General features: G+C 35.2%; 16 protein-coding genes. 5 read left to right on the plus strand and 11 right to left on the minus strand.

The window, feature by feature from the left end:
* Positions 1-4: 4 nt before the first annotated feature.
* The 3 genes from rpsB to rplM form a co-directional block, all read right to left on the minus strand.
* Positions 5-745 carry a 30S ribosomal protein S2 gene (rpsB, locus tag GJV76_RS10125; protein WP_155092500.1) on the minus strand — a complete coding sequence of 247 codons (741 nt, stop codon included), beginning with the start codon at positions 743-745 and terminating at the stop codon, positions 5-7.
* A gap of 142 nt (positions 746-887) precedes the next feature.
* Positions 888-1,274 carry a 30S ribosomal protein S9 gene (rpsI, locus tag GJV76_RS10130; RefSeq protein ID WP_155092501.1) on the minus strand — a complete coding sequence of 129 codons (387 nt, stop codon included), beginning with the start codon at positions 1,272-1,274 and terminating at the stop codon, positions 888-890.
* On the minus strand, positions 1,274-1,729 hold the full coding sequence (gene rplM / locus GJV76_RS10135; RefSeq protein WP_160338948.1) for a 50S ribosomal protein L13: 456 nt from the start codon (positions 1,727-1,729) through the stop codon (positions 1,274-1,276). The genes rpsI and rplM overlap by 1 nt, the downstream gene beginning before the upstream one ends.
* A gap of 267 nt (positions 1,730-1,996) precedes the next feature.
* Between rplM and GJV76_RS10140 the strand changes: the two genes are divergently transcribed.
* Positions 1,997-2,491, plus strand: a complete 495-nt coding sequence (locus tag GJV76_RS10140; protein WP_155092503.1) for an immunoglobulin-like domain-containing protein — start codon at positions 1,997-1,999, stop codon at positions 2,489-2,491.
* Between the two features lie 129 nt (positions 2,492-2,620).
* Here GJV76_RS10140 and GJV76_RS10145 read toward each other — a convergent pair whose 3' ends face one another.
* Positions 2,621-3,184 carry a 1-acyl-sn-glycerol-3-phosphate acyltransferase gene (locus GJV76_RS10145; RefSeq protein ID WP_155092504.1) on the minus strand — a complete coding sequence of 188 codons (564 nt, stop codon included), beginning with the start codon at positions 3,182-3,184 and terminating at the stop codon, positions 2,621-2,623.
* Between the two features lie 926 nt (positions 3,185-4,110).
* Here GJV76_RS10145 and GJV76_RS10150 point away from each other — a divergent pair.
* Positions 4,111-4,785: a hypothetical protein gene (locus GJV76_RS10150; RefSeq protein WP_155092505.1), complete on the plus strand. Its 675-nt coding sequence runs from the start codon at positions 4,111-4,113 to the stop codon at positions 4,783-4,785.
* Between the two features lie 13 nt (positions 4,786-4,798).
* On the plus strand, positions 4,799-6,193 hold the full coding sequence (locus GJV76_RS10155) for a DKNYY domain-containing protein (protein ID WP_155092506.1): 1,395 nt from the start codon (positions 4,799-4,801) through the stop codon (positions 6,191-6,193).
* A gap of 304 nt (positions 6,194-6,497) precedes the next feature.
* Here the strand turns inward: GJV76_RS10155 and polA are convergent, their stop codons facing one another.
* Positions 6,498-9,320 (minus strand): DNA polymerase I, encoded by a 2,823-nt coding sequence (polA, locus tag GJV76_RS10160; protein ID WP_155092507.1) that lies wholly within the window; start codon positions 9,318-9,320, stop codon positions 6,498-6,500.
* 167 nt (positions 9,321-9,487) lie between these two features.
* Here polA and GJV76_RS10165 point away from each other — a divergent pair, with 167 nt between their 5' ends.
* Positions 9,488-10,750, plus strand: coding sequence for a metallophosphoesterase (locus GJV76_RS10165; RefSeq protein ID WP_155092508.1), 1,263 nt, complete (start codon positions 9,488-9,490; stop codon positions 10,748-10,750).
* A gap of 74 nt (positions 10,751-10,824) precedes the next feature.
* Complete coding sequence (locus GJV76_RS10170) at positions 10,825-11,121, plus strand: thioredoxin family protein (RefSeq protein WP_155092509.1); 297 nt, start codon at positions 10,825-10,827, stop codon at positions 11,119-11,121.
* On the opposite strand, the gene GJV76_RS10175 is transcribed toward GJV76_RS10170, so the two are convergent.
* From GJV76_RS10175 to GJV76_RS15920, 6 genes are all read right to left on the minus strand, one after another.
* Positions 11,116-11,742 (minus strand): polysaccharide deacetylase family protein, encoded by a 627-nt coding sequence (locus tag GJV76_RS10175; protein WP_155092510.1) that lies wholly within the window; start codon positions 11,740-11,742, stop codon positions 11,116-11,118. The genes GJV76_RS10170 and GJV76_RS10175 overlap by 6 nt on opposite strands.
* A gap of 75 nt (positions 11,743-11,817) precedes the next feature.
* Complete coding sequence (locus tag GJV76_RS10180; RefSeq protein WP_155092511.1) at positions 11,818-13,227, minus strand: efflux transporter outer membrane subunit; 1,410 nt, start codon at positions 13,225-13,227, stop codon at positions 11,818-11,820.
* A gap of 3 nt (positions 13,228-13,230) precedes the next feature.
* Positions 13,231-16,368 carry an efflux RND transporter permease subunit gene (locus tag GJV76_RS10185; RefSeq protein WP_155092512.1) on the minus strand — a complete coding sequence of 1,046 codons (3,138 nt, stop codon included), beginning with the start codon at positions 16,366-16,368 and terminating at the stop codon, positions 13,231-13,233.
* Between the two features lie 3 nt (positions 16,369-16,371).
* A complete protein-coding gene (locus GJV76_RS10190) occupies positions 16,372-17,523 on the minus strand; it encodes an efflux RND transporter periplasmic adaptor subunit (RefSeq protein WP_155092513.1) in 1,152 nt (383 codons plus the stop codon).
* Between the two features lie 8 nt (positions 17,524-17,531).
* Complete coding sequence (locus GJV76_RS10195) at positions 17,532-18,008, minus strand: GbsR/MarR family transcriptional regulator (RefSeq protein WP_155092514.1); 477 nt, start codon at positions 18,006-18,008, stop codon at positions 17,532-17,534.
* Between the two features lie 56 nt (positions 18,009-18,064).
* Positions 18,065-18,287: hypothetical protein (locus GJV76_RS15920; RefSeq protein WP_230381532.1), on the minus strand; the 223-nt coding region annotated here is incomplete at its 5' end.

Consider the following 18,287-nt stretch of genomic DNA (forward strand, 5'->3'; position numbering starts at 1 on the left):
AAAATTATGCTTTAGGAGCATCAACTTTAGCAGCTGCTGCTTCTTCTTTTTCAGATTTTCTTTCTGCATTACCTTCGATAATAGCAGAAGTAACTAAAGATAATATTTTTTCAATTGATTTAGAAGCATCATCGTTTGCTGGGATAACGAAATCAACTTGACGTGGGTCAGAGTTAGTATCTACCATAGCGAAGATCGGAATGTTTAATTTTTGAGCTTCTTTAATCGCAATGTGTTCAGCTTTGATATCAACTACAAATAGAGCAGCTGGTAGACGAGTCATGTCAGCAATAGAACCTAAGTTCTTCTCTAATTTTGCGCGTAGACGTTCAACTTGTAAACGCTCTTTCTTAGAAAGAGTCATAAATGTACCGTCTTTTTTCATTCTATCGATTGAAGCCATTTTTTTAACAGCTTTACGAATAGTAACGAAGTTTGTTAACATACCACCTGGCCATCTTTCAGTGATGTAAGGCATGTTAGCTGCAGCTGCTTTTTCAGCTACGATGTCTTTCGCTTGCTTTTTTGTAGCAACGAAAAGGATTTTTCTTCCTGATGCAGCGATTTTTTTCAAAGCTTCATTAGCTTCTTCAATTTTAGCTGCAGTTTTATATAGATTGATAATGTGAATACCATTACGCTCCATATAGATGTAAGGAGCCATATTTGGGTCCCATTTTCTAGTCATGTGTCCGAAGTGAACACCTGCTTCTAGTAATTCTTTAACTTCTACTTTGTTTGCCATTTTTGTAATAGTTTACGTTCTGTTACTTTAGCAATGGATGAGTAGCGAGGATAAATTCGGTCCCAACCATTTAGATGCTAAACTACCTCTTGCCTCGGCAAGTGGGCAACAAAAACTTAGATTTTTTAATAATATGTAAATATTAACGTTTAGAGAATTGGAATCTCTTACGAGCTTTCTTCTGACCGAATTTCTTACGCTCAACCATACGTGGGTCACGTGTAAGTAATCCTTCTGGTTTTAAGATTGCTCTGTTTTCAACTTCTACTTCACACATTGCTCTTGCAATTGCCATACGCACTGCTTCAGCTTGTCCTGTAGTTCCTCCTCCGTATACATTTACTTTGATATCAAAGTTCTCAGCATTCTCAGTCATTGCTAGAGGCTGTAAAACTTTGTACTGTAATGTACCAGTTGGGAAATAAGTTTTAAAATCTTTTTTGTTTACTGTGATGTTTCCTGTTCCTTCTGAAACATAAACACGAGCCACAGCAGTTTTTCTTCTACCGATTTTGTGAATAACTCCCATTACTTAATTTCGTTTAAATTAACGGTTTTAGGTTGTTGAGCTTCGTGTTTGTGCTCAGCACCTACATTTACATTTAGATTACGGAATAATTGTGCTCCTAATTTGTTTTTAGGCAACATTCCTTTTACTGCTTTCTCGATCAATAATGCAGGGTTTTTTTGTTGCATTACTTTAGCAGTTAATGATCTTTGTCCTCCTGGGTAACCTGTGTGACGGATGTAAGTCTTGTCATCTAATTTGTTACCTGTTAGGTTGATTTTTTCTGCGTTGATAACGATTACGTTGTCTCCACAGTCTACGTGCGGTGTGTAATTTGTTTTGTGTTTACCTCTTAAAAGTACTGCAACTTTTGAAGCAAGACGTCCCAAATTTTGACCTTCAGCGTCAACAATTAACCACTCTTTTTGAGCAGTTGCTTTGTTAGCCGATACTGTCTTGTAGCTTAAACTTTCCACAATAAATTTGTATTTAATTAAACATTCCATTCCCAATTAAGGGAGTGCAAAATTACATAAAATCTTTTACTATACAAATTTATAGTCTTTTTTTTCGAATTAATTGGGGCTCAATCGTTTGAATAACAATTGTATCGACAGAAGTTTTGTCCTGCTTTATGCTATCTTTTAATGTGCCATTTTCTTATCTATACTTTTTTTCTTTTGAAAAGAGATGCTTAGAGGTAATTGTTTTATTTTTAGTAGCTTATTATACAAAGAATAGTTATGAAAAAGTTATTTGTTTTTCCAATTGTGTTTCTTAGTTGTTTGTTTTCTATGAGCTGTAATCAGACTCATAAGAATAGCGCGTCAGTAATTACTGATACAAATAGTACCTCTCCTGTCATAATTGATAATAAACACGAAAGGCAAAATGCGTTATATGATCGTGTAAAAGTAGATTTAGTGGAAGGTAGATTTACAGAGGCACCTTCGGAAATTGAACTGAGTATTTGGAATCAATCACAGGAGGTAATCAAGGTGAAAGGCGATTATAGGATTTGCATATTAGAAGGTAGAGAGTGGATCCCTATTGATTTTGAAGATCTGTCAATAGGAGGTGACTCTTATGTTATTAGTAAAGGTGTGAGTGTGAAAGTATCTGTTCAGATACATCCTAATTTGGTTGAGTACAAGCAGGGGGACTATCGGGTTTCTGTTGCTATTGATAGTGATGTAGGAGAGGTCGAAGTAGATGGATATTTCTCTATTGTGAAGTAGATTAGAGATGATAAAAAGAAGTTGTGATTTGCTTTTATACGTTTAGAGATTCAGATGATCAGGTGTGCTTATGCTTTAAACAAACAAGGAACAACTGTTTTTTTAGTTGTTCCTTGTTTGTTATTTTACTTAGTACAGTTTGGGGTTATATAATTCTGGATATTTTGCCATTTTGGCATCATAGTAAGGAGTTATTATATCTAATGTTTGTTCAAAAGTTAAGTCGCTGACCGATATTAACTTAAATATACCACATTCTTTTTTTCTATAATCTGCGTAACAAAGTGCTACGGGAATATTTGCTTGTTTGGCTATTTGATAGAATCCTTGCTTCCATTTGTCTGAAAATGATCTTGTTCCTTCTGGGGTGTTTACAATGGCAATTTTCTCTGCCTCGTTGATTAATTCTACAGCGTACTCCACTAAATTCTGTCTTTTTGATCGATCAACTCCTATACAGCCTAATGCTTTAAAGAAAAAGCCAAACCACGACTTAGTATAATAATCTTTTATAAACATTTTGAAGGGAACTCCCATTATCCAAAAACAAGCTAAACTGTAGTAGAAATCCCAGTTTGAAGTGTGAGGAACACAGATTAATACTGTTTTTTTAGCTTCATCAATAGAAATTCCATTCGTATTCAATTTCCATCCTGTGACTCCTAACATTAAACGACCAAGCAGTTTTTTCATTTCTCTTTGTTTGTTAATTATAAAAAGCAAATATAGAATAATTTACGTGTCCCCACTCGTGGTATAATTTGTAATTAAATGCTAATCTTTTTTCGCTAACTATTGTATTATTCTGATTTCTCTTCTTTTCTCAACTTTTTGGTTGTCTGTATATAGAAGTAGTAGTTAATCGATAAGTTCGAGAAGAAATAGATATTCGGAAAACTTAAGCTAAGACCTATTTTTTAAGAATATTCCTATACTGAACAATGTACTGAGTATAAGCAAGACCAGTAGTTCTTTCATCGGATTGGGATGGTTGGCTTTTTGCATGATACGCACACCAATTTTGTAATACACGGAGTGAGCTATTGTAAAGACAAAGAAAGGATATAGTAAGAATAGTATGACAAACAAAGGTGGGTAGATGGTAAAGTATGAATGATGAAATTTTAAGACCGCCAGTGCTAATAAAAAGAGCCCAAAGAATAAAATTGTAAATAGGACAATGAGGATCAATGTTAGCTTTATCCGTGTTCTGATTGTTTTTGCAGTAGGTGTTTTTGGTACTGTAGTCATTTGCCTTAGTCCAATTTTTAGAATAGTATTTTCCAGTATTTCAATTCGTATGGTGTAAGTAAAATTTCTGAGTATTAGTTGATTAAACTTTATTTCTATCGTAAAACATAGAGTTGTACTTCACTCAAATCTGGGGAGAACGCAGAAGTACACAATCAGTGTAGTGATGGAAAAAAAGCAATGAGTCACATGTGATGTTCTTAATTTTTGTTATTGGAAAGATTAACTGTTGTAGTATCTGGTATTTGTATGGATAAAAGGGATAAGGTTGTTTATTTGTGAATAGCAATAAGTCATTTTTATTTATTACAAGGTAATCTGTTATAATTTGTTAAATTTACATGTTTTTTTGTTTATATAAGGAGGGTATGATAATAATAAAGGAGGCAAGAGATAAATATTTTAGTACATTAGAACGTGTGACCACTACAGGGACGTTTACTTGTCCAGAGTGTCAGAAAACACATCGAATGCAAATAGAAGCTATATGTACAGTTGAGCATATAGTGTATGTACCAATCTATGCCCATCAGAAAAAAGTTATCGTTCGTTGTCCTGTCTGTGATACAATGTTTGCTCCAGCGTATTTTCCGACAGCATCGCGAGAGGTGATTTCGCGATTGGAAAAGAAGTCGTATCGATGGTATCATTTTTTGCTATCTGGATTTACTATTTTATTTGTGTTAATCTTTGTGATAGGGATGTGGATTGGAAATAGGCAAGAGAATGATTACAAAAGAGATCAAATCGCTATTTTAGAAACAGGTGATGTGGTGTTCTACGAACTTGAGAACGGTGATCGTTCGGCTATGTACGTGACAGAAGTAGCAGGTGATACTTTGTATGTCAGACAAAACAGAAAATCTGTGCAAAAAGGGGATGTGTTTTTGATCGATGAACCGATGTACTACACAGAAAAGGTGACGCTGTTTTCTCGCACGAAGTTAGAAGAACTGTTTGCTGAGGATAAGGTATATAAGATATATAAAAGTACAACTACAATCGAGTTTAACCCTGAAATATTTGAAAATATAGATCAATAATTTTTTAAAGAGTATGACAACACTAATCTTTAAGGTACTTAATCGAAAAAAGTATAACATCACAATGATTGCAATCTTTGCCGTAGTATTGATATATTGCTTTATTAATCTGATATCGATTGTACATGCATTTAATACAGGGAGTACAAGTGCGTTTATATATATTACAGTATTTGTTGTGGTCATTCTACTGATTGTCAGATTGCGTTCAGTGTTTACTACGCAAGTATGCATTGATATTAATGAACAAGGAGTGACAATTAAGAAAGGTAGAGAAGTGAAATCTATCAAACACGCAAATATTGTTATGGTTAAACGATATTCAGCTGTTGCAGGGGATTTGGTGATTTTCTTTGCAGCCGGTCAGGAAGAGCCTTTCTTTTCTTTTGAATCTGCTGACCGAACGATGATAAATACCCTTTTAGGGCGCTTGGAGAATTATCAGAGTTATACTGCTGTTGATCGAGTAGGTAAATTAGATGAGCATTGGACAGAATACCTAAATGGAAGAGCTGTAGAGGGAAATGTAAACCTCCTTGCTAATGCGAGAGAACATGAGGTGAAAGGTAATAAGAAGATATTTGTTATTATCGGTGTAGTATTAGGTTTGGTCGTGTTGTTCCCTATTATGTCATTGTTGATTAGTAATAATGAATATTATGAAGCGAGGGATGGTCAGATGTATTATGGGGATGTACTATTAGAAGGTGTTAATCCTGATGCGATCCGCAGGTTAGACGCAAATGTGATCAAAGACTCTACACATGTCTATTATAAGGATCAGGTACTTGCATGGGCTGACCGTCCTACATTTAAATATTTAGGTACAGTGTTCTTTAGTGATAAAAATGGGGTGTACTTCGAGACTAATAAGATGTTTGGTTCGAATGAGATAAAACCGTTGGAAGGGGAGTATGACAAGGCTACTTTCAAAGCGTTAGGTAATTCTTTTTTATATAAGGATGCAAATTATCTTTATCATTTAAAAGCAGGTATGGAAGGAGAAAAAAGTCCGTTGTCAATACTCGAAGTAGAAGGGCTTGATCTGAATTCATTAGAAGTACTAAATGACAAATGGGCAAAAGATAAGGGGCAAGTTTACTTTGTAACTTGGGAGACTTTGCGTCCGTGTCTGGAGATAGATGTAGCTTCTTTCGAGGTGATAGATGGAACAGTAGCGAAGGATAAAACATCAGTATACTATCTATCTAAAGATCTAAAGTCTGATAATGCTCGTGCTACCAAAGATGAGAATTATGCTATACTAAAAGGTGCAGATGCGCCTACCTTCGAAAAAGTAGATTATAAGACGTATCAAGATAAAAATACGGAATGGTCTATCTATAGTGAACGTGAACAAAAAAAGAGGAAGGAAACTCAAATTCGAGATCGTGAGGATGTAGAGTAAATACCAATTGTTGTATGTAAAAAAGAAGTCTTGCGAAAGACTTCTTTTTTGGGAAAAGTTTAGGAATATCCTAATCAAACAATTAGGACTTTGGTTTTATAGTGGTAAAAGTACAGAGATTGAGTTTATACAAAAATGTATTTTGGGTGAACTTAGCTAAAAATTGAGTAAAGCAATCATTTAGTTGGGGGAGAGGACATTCGGTGGTAGTTTTTCACGCGGTATTTTTGTCTTTTTTATGAAAGATAATGTTGAAAAAGAAAATCCCATTTGATTTTTTATCAAATGGGATTTGTTTGTTTTATTAATGTGCTTCAAGCCAATTTTGTCCTACTCCTAAGTCAACTATTAATGGTACGGTAAGAGTGAAAGCATTTTCCATTTCTTGTTTAACCATTGTTTTTAAGTTTTCTAATTCTTCTTTATGGGCATCAAAGACAAGCTCATCGTGTACTTGTAAGAGTAATTTTGATTGCCATTTTTCTGAGATTAACTTTTTGTGAATGTTAATCATTGCTATTTTGATAATATCTGCAGCGCTTCCTTGAATCGGAGCGTTTACGGCATTTCGTTCAGCAGCTCCTTTTACAACTGCATTGTGGGAATTGATGTCTTTCAAATATCTTCTTCTACCTAAGATAGTTTGTACATAACCATGTTCCCTTGCAAAGTCAATTTGCTTAGCAATATAATCTTTTAGTTTTGGATATGTTGCGTAGTAAGTGTCTATTAACTCTTTACTCTCTGAACGAGATAAGTTAGTTTGATTGCTCAATCCAAATGCAGATACACCGTAGATAATCCCGAAGTTAACAGTCTTTGCATGACTACGTTGTTCCTTAGTTACTTCTTCAAGAGGTACATTAAACACTCTTGCAGCAGTAGAACGGTGAATATCTTCTCCGTTTTTAAAGGATTCAATCATATTAGGTTCTTCACTCAAAGCTGCAATAATTCGCAGTTCTATCTGTGAATAATCGGCTGCCATGATTACGTAGTTTTCATCTCTTGCAACAAATGCTTTTCTCACTGAACGCCCTCTTTCTGTTCTAATAGGTATATTTTGCAAGTTTGGATTATTAGAACTTAGACGACCTGTTGCGGCTACAGCTTGCATATATTCTGTATGAACTCGCTTTGTTTTCGGATCCACTTGTTTAGGTAAAGCATCTACATAAGTGTTTTGCAATTTTATCAGTTGTCGCCAATCTAAAATATCTTGCACTATTTGGTGCTTTGGAGCTAAGTCGCTTAAGATTTCTTCTCCAGTAGCATATTGTCCTGTTTTTGTCTTTTTTGGTTTGCTTCCTCCAATCTTTAACTTGTCAAATAAGATATCGCCAAGTTGTTTCGGTGATGCTAAGTTGAATTCTTCTCCAGCTTCTTCGTAGATTGCCTTTTCTAATTGTTTGATATCCTGATTTAATGCACCTGATAGGGAGGCAAGGAAGTCTATATCTAAGCGGATTCCTTCGCTTTCCATATCTGCTAAAACAGGTACTAAAGGCACTTCTATATTTTGAAATAGTTCAATCGTGTTTGTCGCCTGCAATTGAGGTTCAAAGTTTTGTTTTAACTGAAAGGTGATATCGGCATCTTCTCCTGCGTATTCTTTTACCAATTCAGGAGAAATGTCTTTCATAGACTTTTGATTTTTACCTTTTTTGCCAATCAAATCTTCAATTGGTTGTGGGGTATATCGCAAGTATGTTTCAGAAAGGATATCCATATTATGACGCATGTCTGGATTGATCAGGTAGTGCGCGATCATGGTATCGAATAGAGGTCCTTTTACTTCAATGTTATACTGTTTGAGTACTTTAATGTCATACTTGAGGTTCTGACCAATCTTCTCTATTTGTTCAGATTCAAAAAACGCTTTGAAAGACTCGAGTAATTCTTGAGTTTCTTCTTTGTTGTCAGAGAACGGAACGTAGAATGCAGTGCCTTTTTCGTAAGAAAAAGCAATACCTACAAGTTCAGCATTTAAAGCATCTAAACCTGTTGTTTCAGTATCAAAACAAACACTTGTCTGCTGAAGTAAACTTTGAACTAAAAGGCGAATACTCATTTTGCTATCGCATAATTGGTAAACGTGATTTGTTGTGCTCAAGTTAGCAAAATAAGGAGAGTCGCTATTTGTAGTATTTTCAACCTCTCCAAAAAGTGAAAATTGATCGTCTAAAGTGGCATTTTTTGCGTTAGACGTAACAGTTTCTGGCGTTTTTATCGATGTTTGGTTTACACTGAATATTTTGTCAAATTGTTCTTTCATCCTTCTGAATTCTAATTCTACGAATAGAGCTTCAGACTTTTCGATATCTGGTTGTTCAAGAACAAATTGATTAGCATCGAAGGTAACAGGGCAATCAAGCATGATCGTCGCAAGTTTCTTTGAAAGAATTCCCTTTTCTTTATTGTTTTCAATGTTCTCTTTCATTTTTCCTTTTAACTGATGGGTGTTGTCAAGTAAGTTTTCCATTGAGCCATACTCTTTCAAAAACTTCTTTGCTGTTTTTTCACCAACACCAGGTAATCCTGGAATATTGTCAACTGAATCTCCCATCATACCTAAAAAGTCAATAACTTGAATAGGTTCTTCAACTTCGAATTTCTCTTTCACTTCATCTATTCCCCATATTTCAACGCCATTGCCCATTCGCGCTGGTTTGTACATGAATATGTTCTCTGATACCAACTGAGCATAGTCTTTATCAGGTGTAACCATATATACTTTGAAGTCTTCTTTTTCAGCTTGTTTTGATATTGTACCAATCAAATCATCTGCTTCAAAACCACTTACTTCAATAATTGGAATGTGCATAGCCTTTAAGATCTCCTTAATGTACGGTACAGCTATTTTAATAGCTTCTGGCGTAGCATCTCGATTTGCTTTATATTCTGGGAATAACTCTAAACGATCCTTACTTCCTCCATTGTCAAATGCTACTGCTAAATGATCAGGTTGTTCTTTTTTGATAACATCTAATAGTGAGTTCATGAAACCCAAAATAGCTGATGTGTCTAATCCTTTTGAGTTTATTCTTGGGTTTTTGATAAATGCGTAATACCCTCGGAATATTAAAGCATAAGCATCAAGTAGAAAAAGACGTTTTTTATTATCCATAGGAAGAATTTATTTGTTTCTAAAATTAAGTTTCAAAGATACGCAATTTGGTCTTCGCTTGAAAATCACTCCTCCATAATGTCTTTGTGGAGAATGGTATTAAATAATGTTAAAGGTATTTTGTAGACTGATACAAAAGGGTAAATTTGAAATAAATGTATTCACTCATGTTGAAGTTTTTAATTATCGGGCTGTTGTTGTTTGTTATCGAGTTTTATACTTATCAAGCATTTAAACAATACTTTAAAAAGTTTTCAAGTCGCTTACTCTATGTGATGGCATCTGTTATTCTTGTTCTTTTTATTGGCTATGGCTTTTCAAAGTTCGATCCTAAGTCAGGTGATATGAATTTACCATTGACTGCTGGAGCTCTTATTGTATTATTTTATTTACCAAAACTTATTCTGACTCTTGTTTTGTTGGTGGAGGATGTCGCGCGTTTATCGATTGGTGTTTATCGATTTATTCAAAGGGAGTTAGGAGATAAGCAATCTTCCAGAGTGAATGAAGATGAGAAAGATTCTATTATACCAGGTAGAAGGAAATTTGTTACCAACATAGCTTTGGGTATAGTGTCAATTCCTTTTTTGTCTGTATTGCACGGTATTACTATTGGACGTTATCGATTTCAAGTCCACGAGCATATAATTGAATTTAGTGATCTTCCATCTGCATTTGATGGTTTTAGATTTACGCAATTATCCGATATTCACTTTGGTAGTTTTGACGATCCTGAAAAGTTGATGCATGCTGTTGAATTGATTAATGCTCAGAGATCTGACATGTTGCTTTTTACGGGTGACATGGTTAATAGCGTGGCAAGTGAAGTGAATCCGTGGTTGAGTACTTTTCGAAAGATTCGCCCACACAAGTATGGGCAATTTTCAATCTTAGGGAATCACGATTACGGAACTTATGCTCATTGGGAAACGGACGAGATGGAAGACAAAAACTTCAACGAAATCTGTGATATTAGTGATAAACTTAATTTTCAACTGCTGAGAAATGAACATGTTAGTATCAATAAAGACGGTGAGTCTATTTGTGTAGTTGGGGTTGAGAACTGGGGTGCAAATGGCAAGTTTATGAAATTTGGAGATTTAGATAAAGCCACACAGGGAATAGAATCGACTGATTTTAAAATTTTGATGAGTCACGATCCATCGCACTGGGATGCTCAAATTTTAGATCATCCGATGAATTTCCAATTAACCTTATCGGGTCATACACATGGTTCGCAATTTGGAATTGAAATTCCTGGCTTTCTAAAGTGGAGTCCTATTCAGTATGTGTATAAGCAATGGGCAGGTCTTTATGAAACATTAGGGAAGTACTTGTATGTGAATAGAGGGTTTGGTTATCACGCATATAAAGGTCGTACTGGTATTTGGCCTGAGATTACAGTTATAGAATTACGAGTGAAAAAGTAAGTTTTTACACAAAAAAGTATATTTTTGTATATATAAGTAGAGTAAATATCTAAAAACGAATAAAAAATAATTATATGTCAAAGTTTGGGGATTTAGTAGAAAGAGATGTACCTGTATTAATTCAATTTTTTGCGAAATGGAATGATGGGTGTACAAAAATGAATCCTGTATTACACGATGTGGCGGCAGCGATGGGTGATCGTATTTTAATCGTAAAGATTGATGTAGAGAAAAATAGCGAATTGGTGGAAGCTTTGCGTATTAAGCAGGTACCTACTATGCTATTATATAAGAATCATACGATGATTTGGCGTCAGACAGAAGTAATGGATGCGAATTCATTAATCAATGTCATGACTTCCTTACTATAATAAAGTGTCAAAGGTATAGCCTTTATCTAATAAGCTTTCGATTAGTATAGGCAATGCGTATTTCATGTTTTCTTGCGCTTTTAGGCTGTCGTGAAATACTATTATACTTCCTTTTTTAAGGTGCTTTAAAGAGCGTCTTAAGCATTGTTTTGGGGTTAAATTCCTATCGTAATCTTTGGTGAGATTGTGCCACATGATTATTTCATATCCTTTATCGCTTAGTCTTTTAGCTTGTGCTGTCTTTATTTTTCCATAAGGAGGTCTAAACAGCTTAGAATCATTTGAGCAGTACTTTTTTATCTCTTTTTCACATAGTATTGCGTTGGCAATATAGTCTTCTTCACTGGTTTTCCAACCGTTTAAATGATTGAAGGTGTGATTGCCTACTTGGTGACCTTCATTTATTATTCTCTTAAATACTGAAGGGTGTTTTCGGATATTATCACCGATGCAAAAGAAAGTAGCTTTTATGTTGTAATGTTGAAGGAGGTCGAGTACCCATTCTGTTACTTGGGGAATAGGTCCGTCATCAAAAGTTAGGTACACTTTTAATTCACTTGTTTTTCTGATCCAAGTGTATTTAGGGAAAATCTTAGTTAGTATGTATTGACCTATATTCATAGAAACAAAGATAAAAAAAAGAGTGGCTGAAATTTTCAACCACTCTAATTATCGAATAACAATTAACTATAAACGTTATTTTACACCTCCACCTACAGCTCTGTATAAAGTAACTAAAGAGTTAAGTTGAGCTAATTCAGTATTGATATAAACTAGTTCAGCAGCCAAAGCACTTTCTCTTGCTGTTAATACATCAAGATAAGTTGCTAAGCCTTGAACTAATAATTCTTCTGAGTATTCAGTTGCAAGTTGATAAGACTTGTACTCTTGTTCTTTTAATACCAGTTTATCTTTTGAACTTTCGTAGTTGTACAGCGCATCAGAAACTTCTTTTGAAGCATTTAAAACTGATTTTTTATAGTTTAAATATGCTTTTTCTTGATTTGCTTGTGCTACTTGATGTTGAGTTCTCACTTGTCTACCATTTAACAAAGGTTGAGTTAATCCACCAATAATATTAGCGAATAGAGAGTTGGTATTGAATAACTCGTCAAAGTCTAAGCTTTGTAAGCCTCCATTAGCAGTAATGCGGAATGAAGGGTAGAAATTACTACGAGCTACATTTGTCATTTCAAAAGCATTGATAAGTTCAAATTCAGCAGCTCTAACGTCAGGTCTGTTTGTAAGCAGTTGAATAGGCACTCCAACAGTTAAATCTGTGTTTAACGTTTGACCATCAAGTTGCCCTCTTTTAATCGCATTTGGATTTTCTCCAAGTAGAATACTGAACGTGTTTTCCGTTAACTTGATGCTGTTGTTGATGTCAACTAACAAAGCTTGTGCGTTATATAGCTGAGCCTGTGTTTGTTTTACTGCAACTTCATTAACCTGTCCTGCTTCTTTTAGAGCTTCAATTGTTTCTAAACTATTCTTTCTATTGACAATTGTTTTTTCTGTAATTGCCTTTTGTTGATCAAGAGCTACTAATTGAAAATAAGTACTTGCAATTGAAGATATTAACTGTGTTTTTACAGTTTGATGGGCAGCTACAGATTGTAAATAACTTGCTGTAGATGCTCTTTTGCCACTTCTGATTTTACCCCATACATCTAATTCCCAAGAGAATTGTCCTGTAACGTCGTATAAATCGGTTTTTACTCTTGTATCTCCAAAAGCTATTCCTTGTGGTCCATTTTTAGACGCAACAGAGTGAGTGTAGTTTGCACCTACATTTAAGGTAGGGGCATATCCCCATTTACCTTGTTGCATATAAGCTTTAGCAGCATTCATATTCTCTAAGGCAATGCGAATGTCTAAATTGTTTTCTAAAGCTTGATCAATATATTGTTTTAAAATTTCGTCTGAGAATAACTCTTTCCATGACACATTGGCCATAGAAAGAGTATCTTGAGAAATCTTATCAGTTCTAAAGTATTGCTCATCGATAACCTCTGGTCTATCGTATTTTTTGGCAACAAAGCACGATTGCATTGTCAACCCCAAAAGAGCAATAGGAATAACTCTATATAAAGTTTGTTTTTTCATTTCTTAGTGCGTTTTTTCTTCAAATTTAACAGGCTTCACTTTTTCTTGAAGATATTGGAAAATAGCATATAATACTGGAATTACGAAAACTCCAATGATTGTACCGATTAATAATCCAAAGGCAGCACCTGTACCGATTGAACGGTTACCAACGTCTCCAACTCCTTTTGCAAATACCAATGGCATAAGACCAAGGATAAATGCGAATGAAGTCATCAAGATCGGTCTTAAACGCGCTTTAGCACCGTTAATAGCAGATTCTGCAATTGACTCCCCATGTTGTCTTCTCTGAACAGCAAACTCTACAATCAGAATGGCATTCTTGGCAAGTAATCCCACAAGCATGACCAGAGCAATCTGGAAGTAGATGTTATTCTCTAATCCTGCTAATTTCTGTGCAAGGAATGCTCCCATAACTCCTGTAGGTAATGAGATAATTACCGCAAATGGCAATAAGTAACTTTCGTATTGAGCAGATAGTAAGAAGTAAACGAAGATTACACAAAGTGCAAAAATCATTACTGTTTGGTTACCTGCATTAATCTCCTCACGAGATAGTCCTGTAAAGTCAATACTGTGACTTGTTGATAATGTTTTTTGAGCAACCTCTTGTACTGCGCGAATTGCATCCCCCGAACTATATCCTGGTTTCGGAGCACCATTGATATTTGATGATGTAAATAAGTTGTAACGGTTTACAGATTGCGGACCATATACTTTTTTCAAATCAACAAACTGGTTTACTGGTGCCATTTCTCCTGTAGATGTTCTAACGTAGATTTCACTTAAGCTATTTACATCTGATCTATATTGTGGCAATGATTGAACCATTACGCGGTATTGCTTACCAAAACGCGTAAAGTCTGCTGCATATATACCTCCAATATAACCTTGTAAAGCCGAGAAAATATCACTTACTAAAACACCTGATTCTTTTGCACGAGGAATATTTAATTCAAGTTCGTATTGTGCATAGTTTGTATTGAATGACGACTGAGCATATAATACTTCAGGGCGCTTCATTAATTCACCTACGAATTCTTGTGATTTTTTATCGAATTCTGTTAATTCACCTCCACTGCGATCAAGTAATTTCATCTCAAATCCGGCAGACATACCGAATCCTGGTATACTTGGTGGTTGGAAGAAAATCATTTTCGCATCTTGGAACTGAGTTGCAGCAAGTCCAAATAATTTACCAATGATTACATCTGTTGCAAGATCGTCTGTTTTTCTTTCAGAGAAATCCTTTAACTTAATCATCGCCATACCATAGTTAGAACCTTGTCCATTGATGAAAGAGAATCCCGAAACAACAGTTACGGCATCTACACCAGGAATTTGTTTTACTACAGCAGAAAACTCTTTTTGTAAACTTGTTACACGGTCTTGTGATGCTCCTGTAGGTAATTCAATATTACCCATGATGAACCCACGGTCTTCGTTTGGTACGAATCCTGTTGGCATTGTCTTAGCAGAGTAGTATGTAATTCCAAGACATCCTAATAAGATTACAAATGTTAACCACTTGTGTTTTAATAAGAATTTGAATGAATTACCATATCTATGCGTTAAGTTGTTAAACCCAACGTTGAATGCGTCGAAGAAACGTTGAACAAAATTTCTTTTTCTTCCTTCGTGATTGTCATGTTGCTTTAAGAAGATAGCACATAACGCTGGACTTAAAGTCAAGGCATTTACTGCTGAAATCAAAATAGCTACAATAAGAGTAATACCAAATTGTTTGTAGAATACTCCAGTTGGACCACTAATAAAGGTTACTGGGATAAATACCGCAGCCATTACTAATGTAATTGAGATAATGGCACCTGAGATCTCTCCCATTGTACTAACACTCGCATCCAATGCATCTTTACCCGTTTCCTCCATCTTGGCGTGGACGGCTTCCACCACAACTATGGCGTCATCCACCACAATACCGATGGCCAGTACTAATGCGAAAAGAGTAAGTAAGTTTAATGAAAATCCAAATACACTTAGGAAAAAGAAGGTACCAACAATAGAAACTGGTACCGCAATTAACGGAATAAGTGTCGATCTAAAGTCTTGTAAGAAGATATACACTACCACGAATACTAAGATAAACGCTTCAATTAAAGTACTTACTACTTTGCTAATCGAAGCATCTAAGAATTCGTTTGTATCCATCAATACTTTGTATTTCATTCCTTCAGGAAGGTTTTTCTCCATTCCCTTTAGAATCAAATGTAAGTTTTGGATAATCTCTTGGGCGTTAGAACCTGGTGTTTGGTAAATAGCCATTGCTACTGCTGGGTTACCATCAAGTTCAGAACTACCTACATAAGATTGTGCTCCAAGTTCAATACGAGCTACGTCTTTTAACCTTAGGATTTGTCCGTTACCTAAAGATTTTACTACGATATTTTCATATTGTTCTTGAGTTTTATACTTACCACTGTATTTTAATACATATTGAAATGCCTCAGCATTGTTTTCCCCAAGCTGACCAGCAGCTGCCTCTAAACTTTGCTCGTTTAGTACTCTAACTACATCGGAAGGAACTAAGCCGTATGCTTTCATTTTTGCAGGTTCAATCCACACACGCATTGAGTAGTTTCGAGAACCAAATGCTTGTGCATCTCCTACACCAGTAACACGTTTCAGCTCTGGGATTACGTTAATGTTCATATAGTTTTGGATATAGATAGCATCATAATCCGGGTTTGTCGAATAGAACGACAAGAACATTAATGCACTTGTTTGCTGCTTTTGTGTGGTAACCCCCGAACGAGTTACCTCTGCTGGTAACAATGGAGTAGCTCGAGCAACACGGTTTTGTACGTTTACCGCTGCGATGTCTGGGTCAACTCCTTGTTTAAAAATTACTTGAATACTTGCACTACCATCATTACTTGCTGTTGATGTAATGTAGTCCATGTTTTCCACCCCATTCACTTGTTCTTCAATTGGGATAATCACAGATTGCATTACAGTTTCAGCATTTGCTCCTGGGTAGCTCGCCGCAATTTGTACAGTCGGCGGTGCAATATCTGGATATTGCGTTACTGGAAGTGCGGATAGTCCTAACACCCCAAGTATTACTATAAGGATAGAAATAACTGTAGATAATACAGGTCTTTCGATAAAAGTCTTTAACATGCTTTAGAAAGTTGATTTTATAGCTTCGTTGATAGAGTTGAATTCTACTTTGTCTGGTGTAATTGCAGAACCATTACGCAATGTTCCTAATCCTGTACCAACAATAGTTTCTCCTTTTGCAACTCCTTCTTTAACAATAGCTAATTTGTTTACTCGATCAATTACATTAATTTTTGCAGCCTTTGCAGTATCATTTACAACGCGGTAAACATAAATTTGTCCTTGTTGTTCGAAAGTCGATGATTCTGGAACAACTAAAACATCTTTATATTCCACAGGTAGTAATAAAGACCCACTGTTACCATTGCTCAAAATGTTATCTGTGTTAGGGAAAGATGCTCTTACCTGAACAGTTCCTGTAGCAAGGTTTACTTGACCTGTCATTGTTTCAATTTTACCTGTACTTGAGTATGTTTGTCCATTGGCTAAAACTAATTTTACTTCTGGTAAGTGCTTTAATTTTTCGCTGATTGACTTTCCTTCAATTTTTTCTAAGAAGTTAAAATACTCCTTTTCATTCATTGAAAAGTAAGCGTACATCTCACTGTTATCTGAAACAACTGTTAACGGTTGTGGATCACTTGGACTAACTAATGAACCAACTCTAAAAGGAATAGCTCCTACGATACCGTCAATTGGACTTTTGATTATAGCGTAATCAATATTAGCAACGATACTTTGATGTTGTGCCTTAGCATTTGCTAATTGACCTTTAGCACTGTTTAGTGTAGCCTCAGCAGTATCTAATTGAATTTTACTAATGATACCTTTATTTACAAGAGGAACTAATTTATCGTAGTTTACTTGTGCTACGCTAACTTGTGCTTCTGCTGCTTTTACGGCTGCTAAAGCGGCGTTTGCATTTTCATTTAATGTATTAGTCTCAAGTCTGAATAAAGGTTGTCCTTTGCGTACAACCGAACCTTCATCAACGTAAAGTTCCTGAATATATCCAGCTATTTTAGCTCGTACATTACTTGTAACCTTACCTTGTAGAGTAGTTGGGTAAGTATTGTGTCCTATCACTGTTTGTGTAGGTACTTGCACTACTTTATATGGTAGTGGGCCGTGAGCTGCTTGCTGTTCTTTTTTACCACAAGAACCTGCTGTAATCGCAAGCGACGCTAGAACGATAGTATGGAAATAACGTTTCATATAATTACTTAATTTGTACTTTTTAATTTTTCTATAGTTTCTGTTAAATGTTTTTTGCTCTTTTCAAGGTGATCGATATATAATTTCATTTTCATCTCACAGTTTTGTGCATTGATTTCACCGGTTGTGACAAAGTTTTCTAATCGCAAACTTAGATTGTGCTCTCTCTCCAGTAAATCGCGTATTAACTGCAATCTTGTGGTCATGAAATTAGGGTTTAATCTAAAAAATCTTTTTCTTTCATCTATTTTGTTAAAATGTTCTATTTGGTTGTTTGAAATTAATAAATTTAAACTATTTGACACAGAACTTTTACTTGCATTTAATTTTTCTACTAACTCATCAAAAGTCACGCCATCTCTATTATTATTAAACATAATATAGGTGTATATCTGAGCCGTCAGAGGCGAGAAGTGATAAACTATCTCATGATGTGAACAGAAATCTTGAAATAAATCAACTAATTCTGGATTGTATTGTCGCATAGATGTCGTAATAAAGATTTGAGAGCAAAGATAGTTTTAGTTCGGTAAATACAAAACTAAAAAAACTTAATTTTTTTATAATTATTTAAACGGCGTATAAATAAGGGGAACTTACTGTCGATAGCTCCAAAATGTATTTCCTTGATAATGTGATGATATTTATGTGGCATCGTTTTTCTGCTTATTTTTTTTAAAAAAAATTGCATTGATTCTGAAAATAGCTTTATATTTGCCCTCACAAAATGCGGAAGTAGCTCAGTTGGTAGAGCTCCAGCCTTC

The sequence above is a fragment of the Myroides albus genome (genome assembly GCF_009711045.1).
GTDB classification, from domain to species: domain Bacteria; phylum Bacteroidota; class Bacteroidia; order Flavobacteriales; family Flavobacteriaceae; genus Flavobacterium; species Flavobacterium album_A.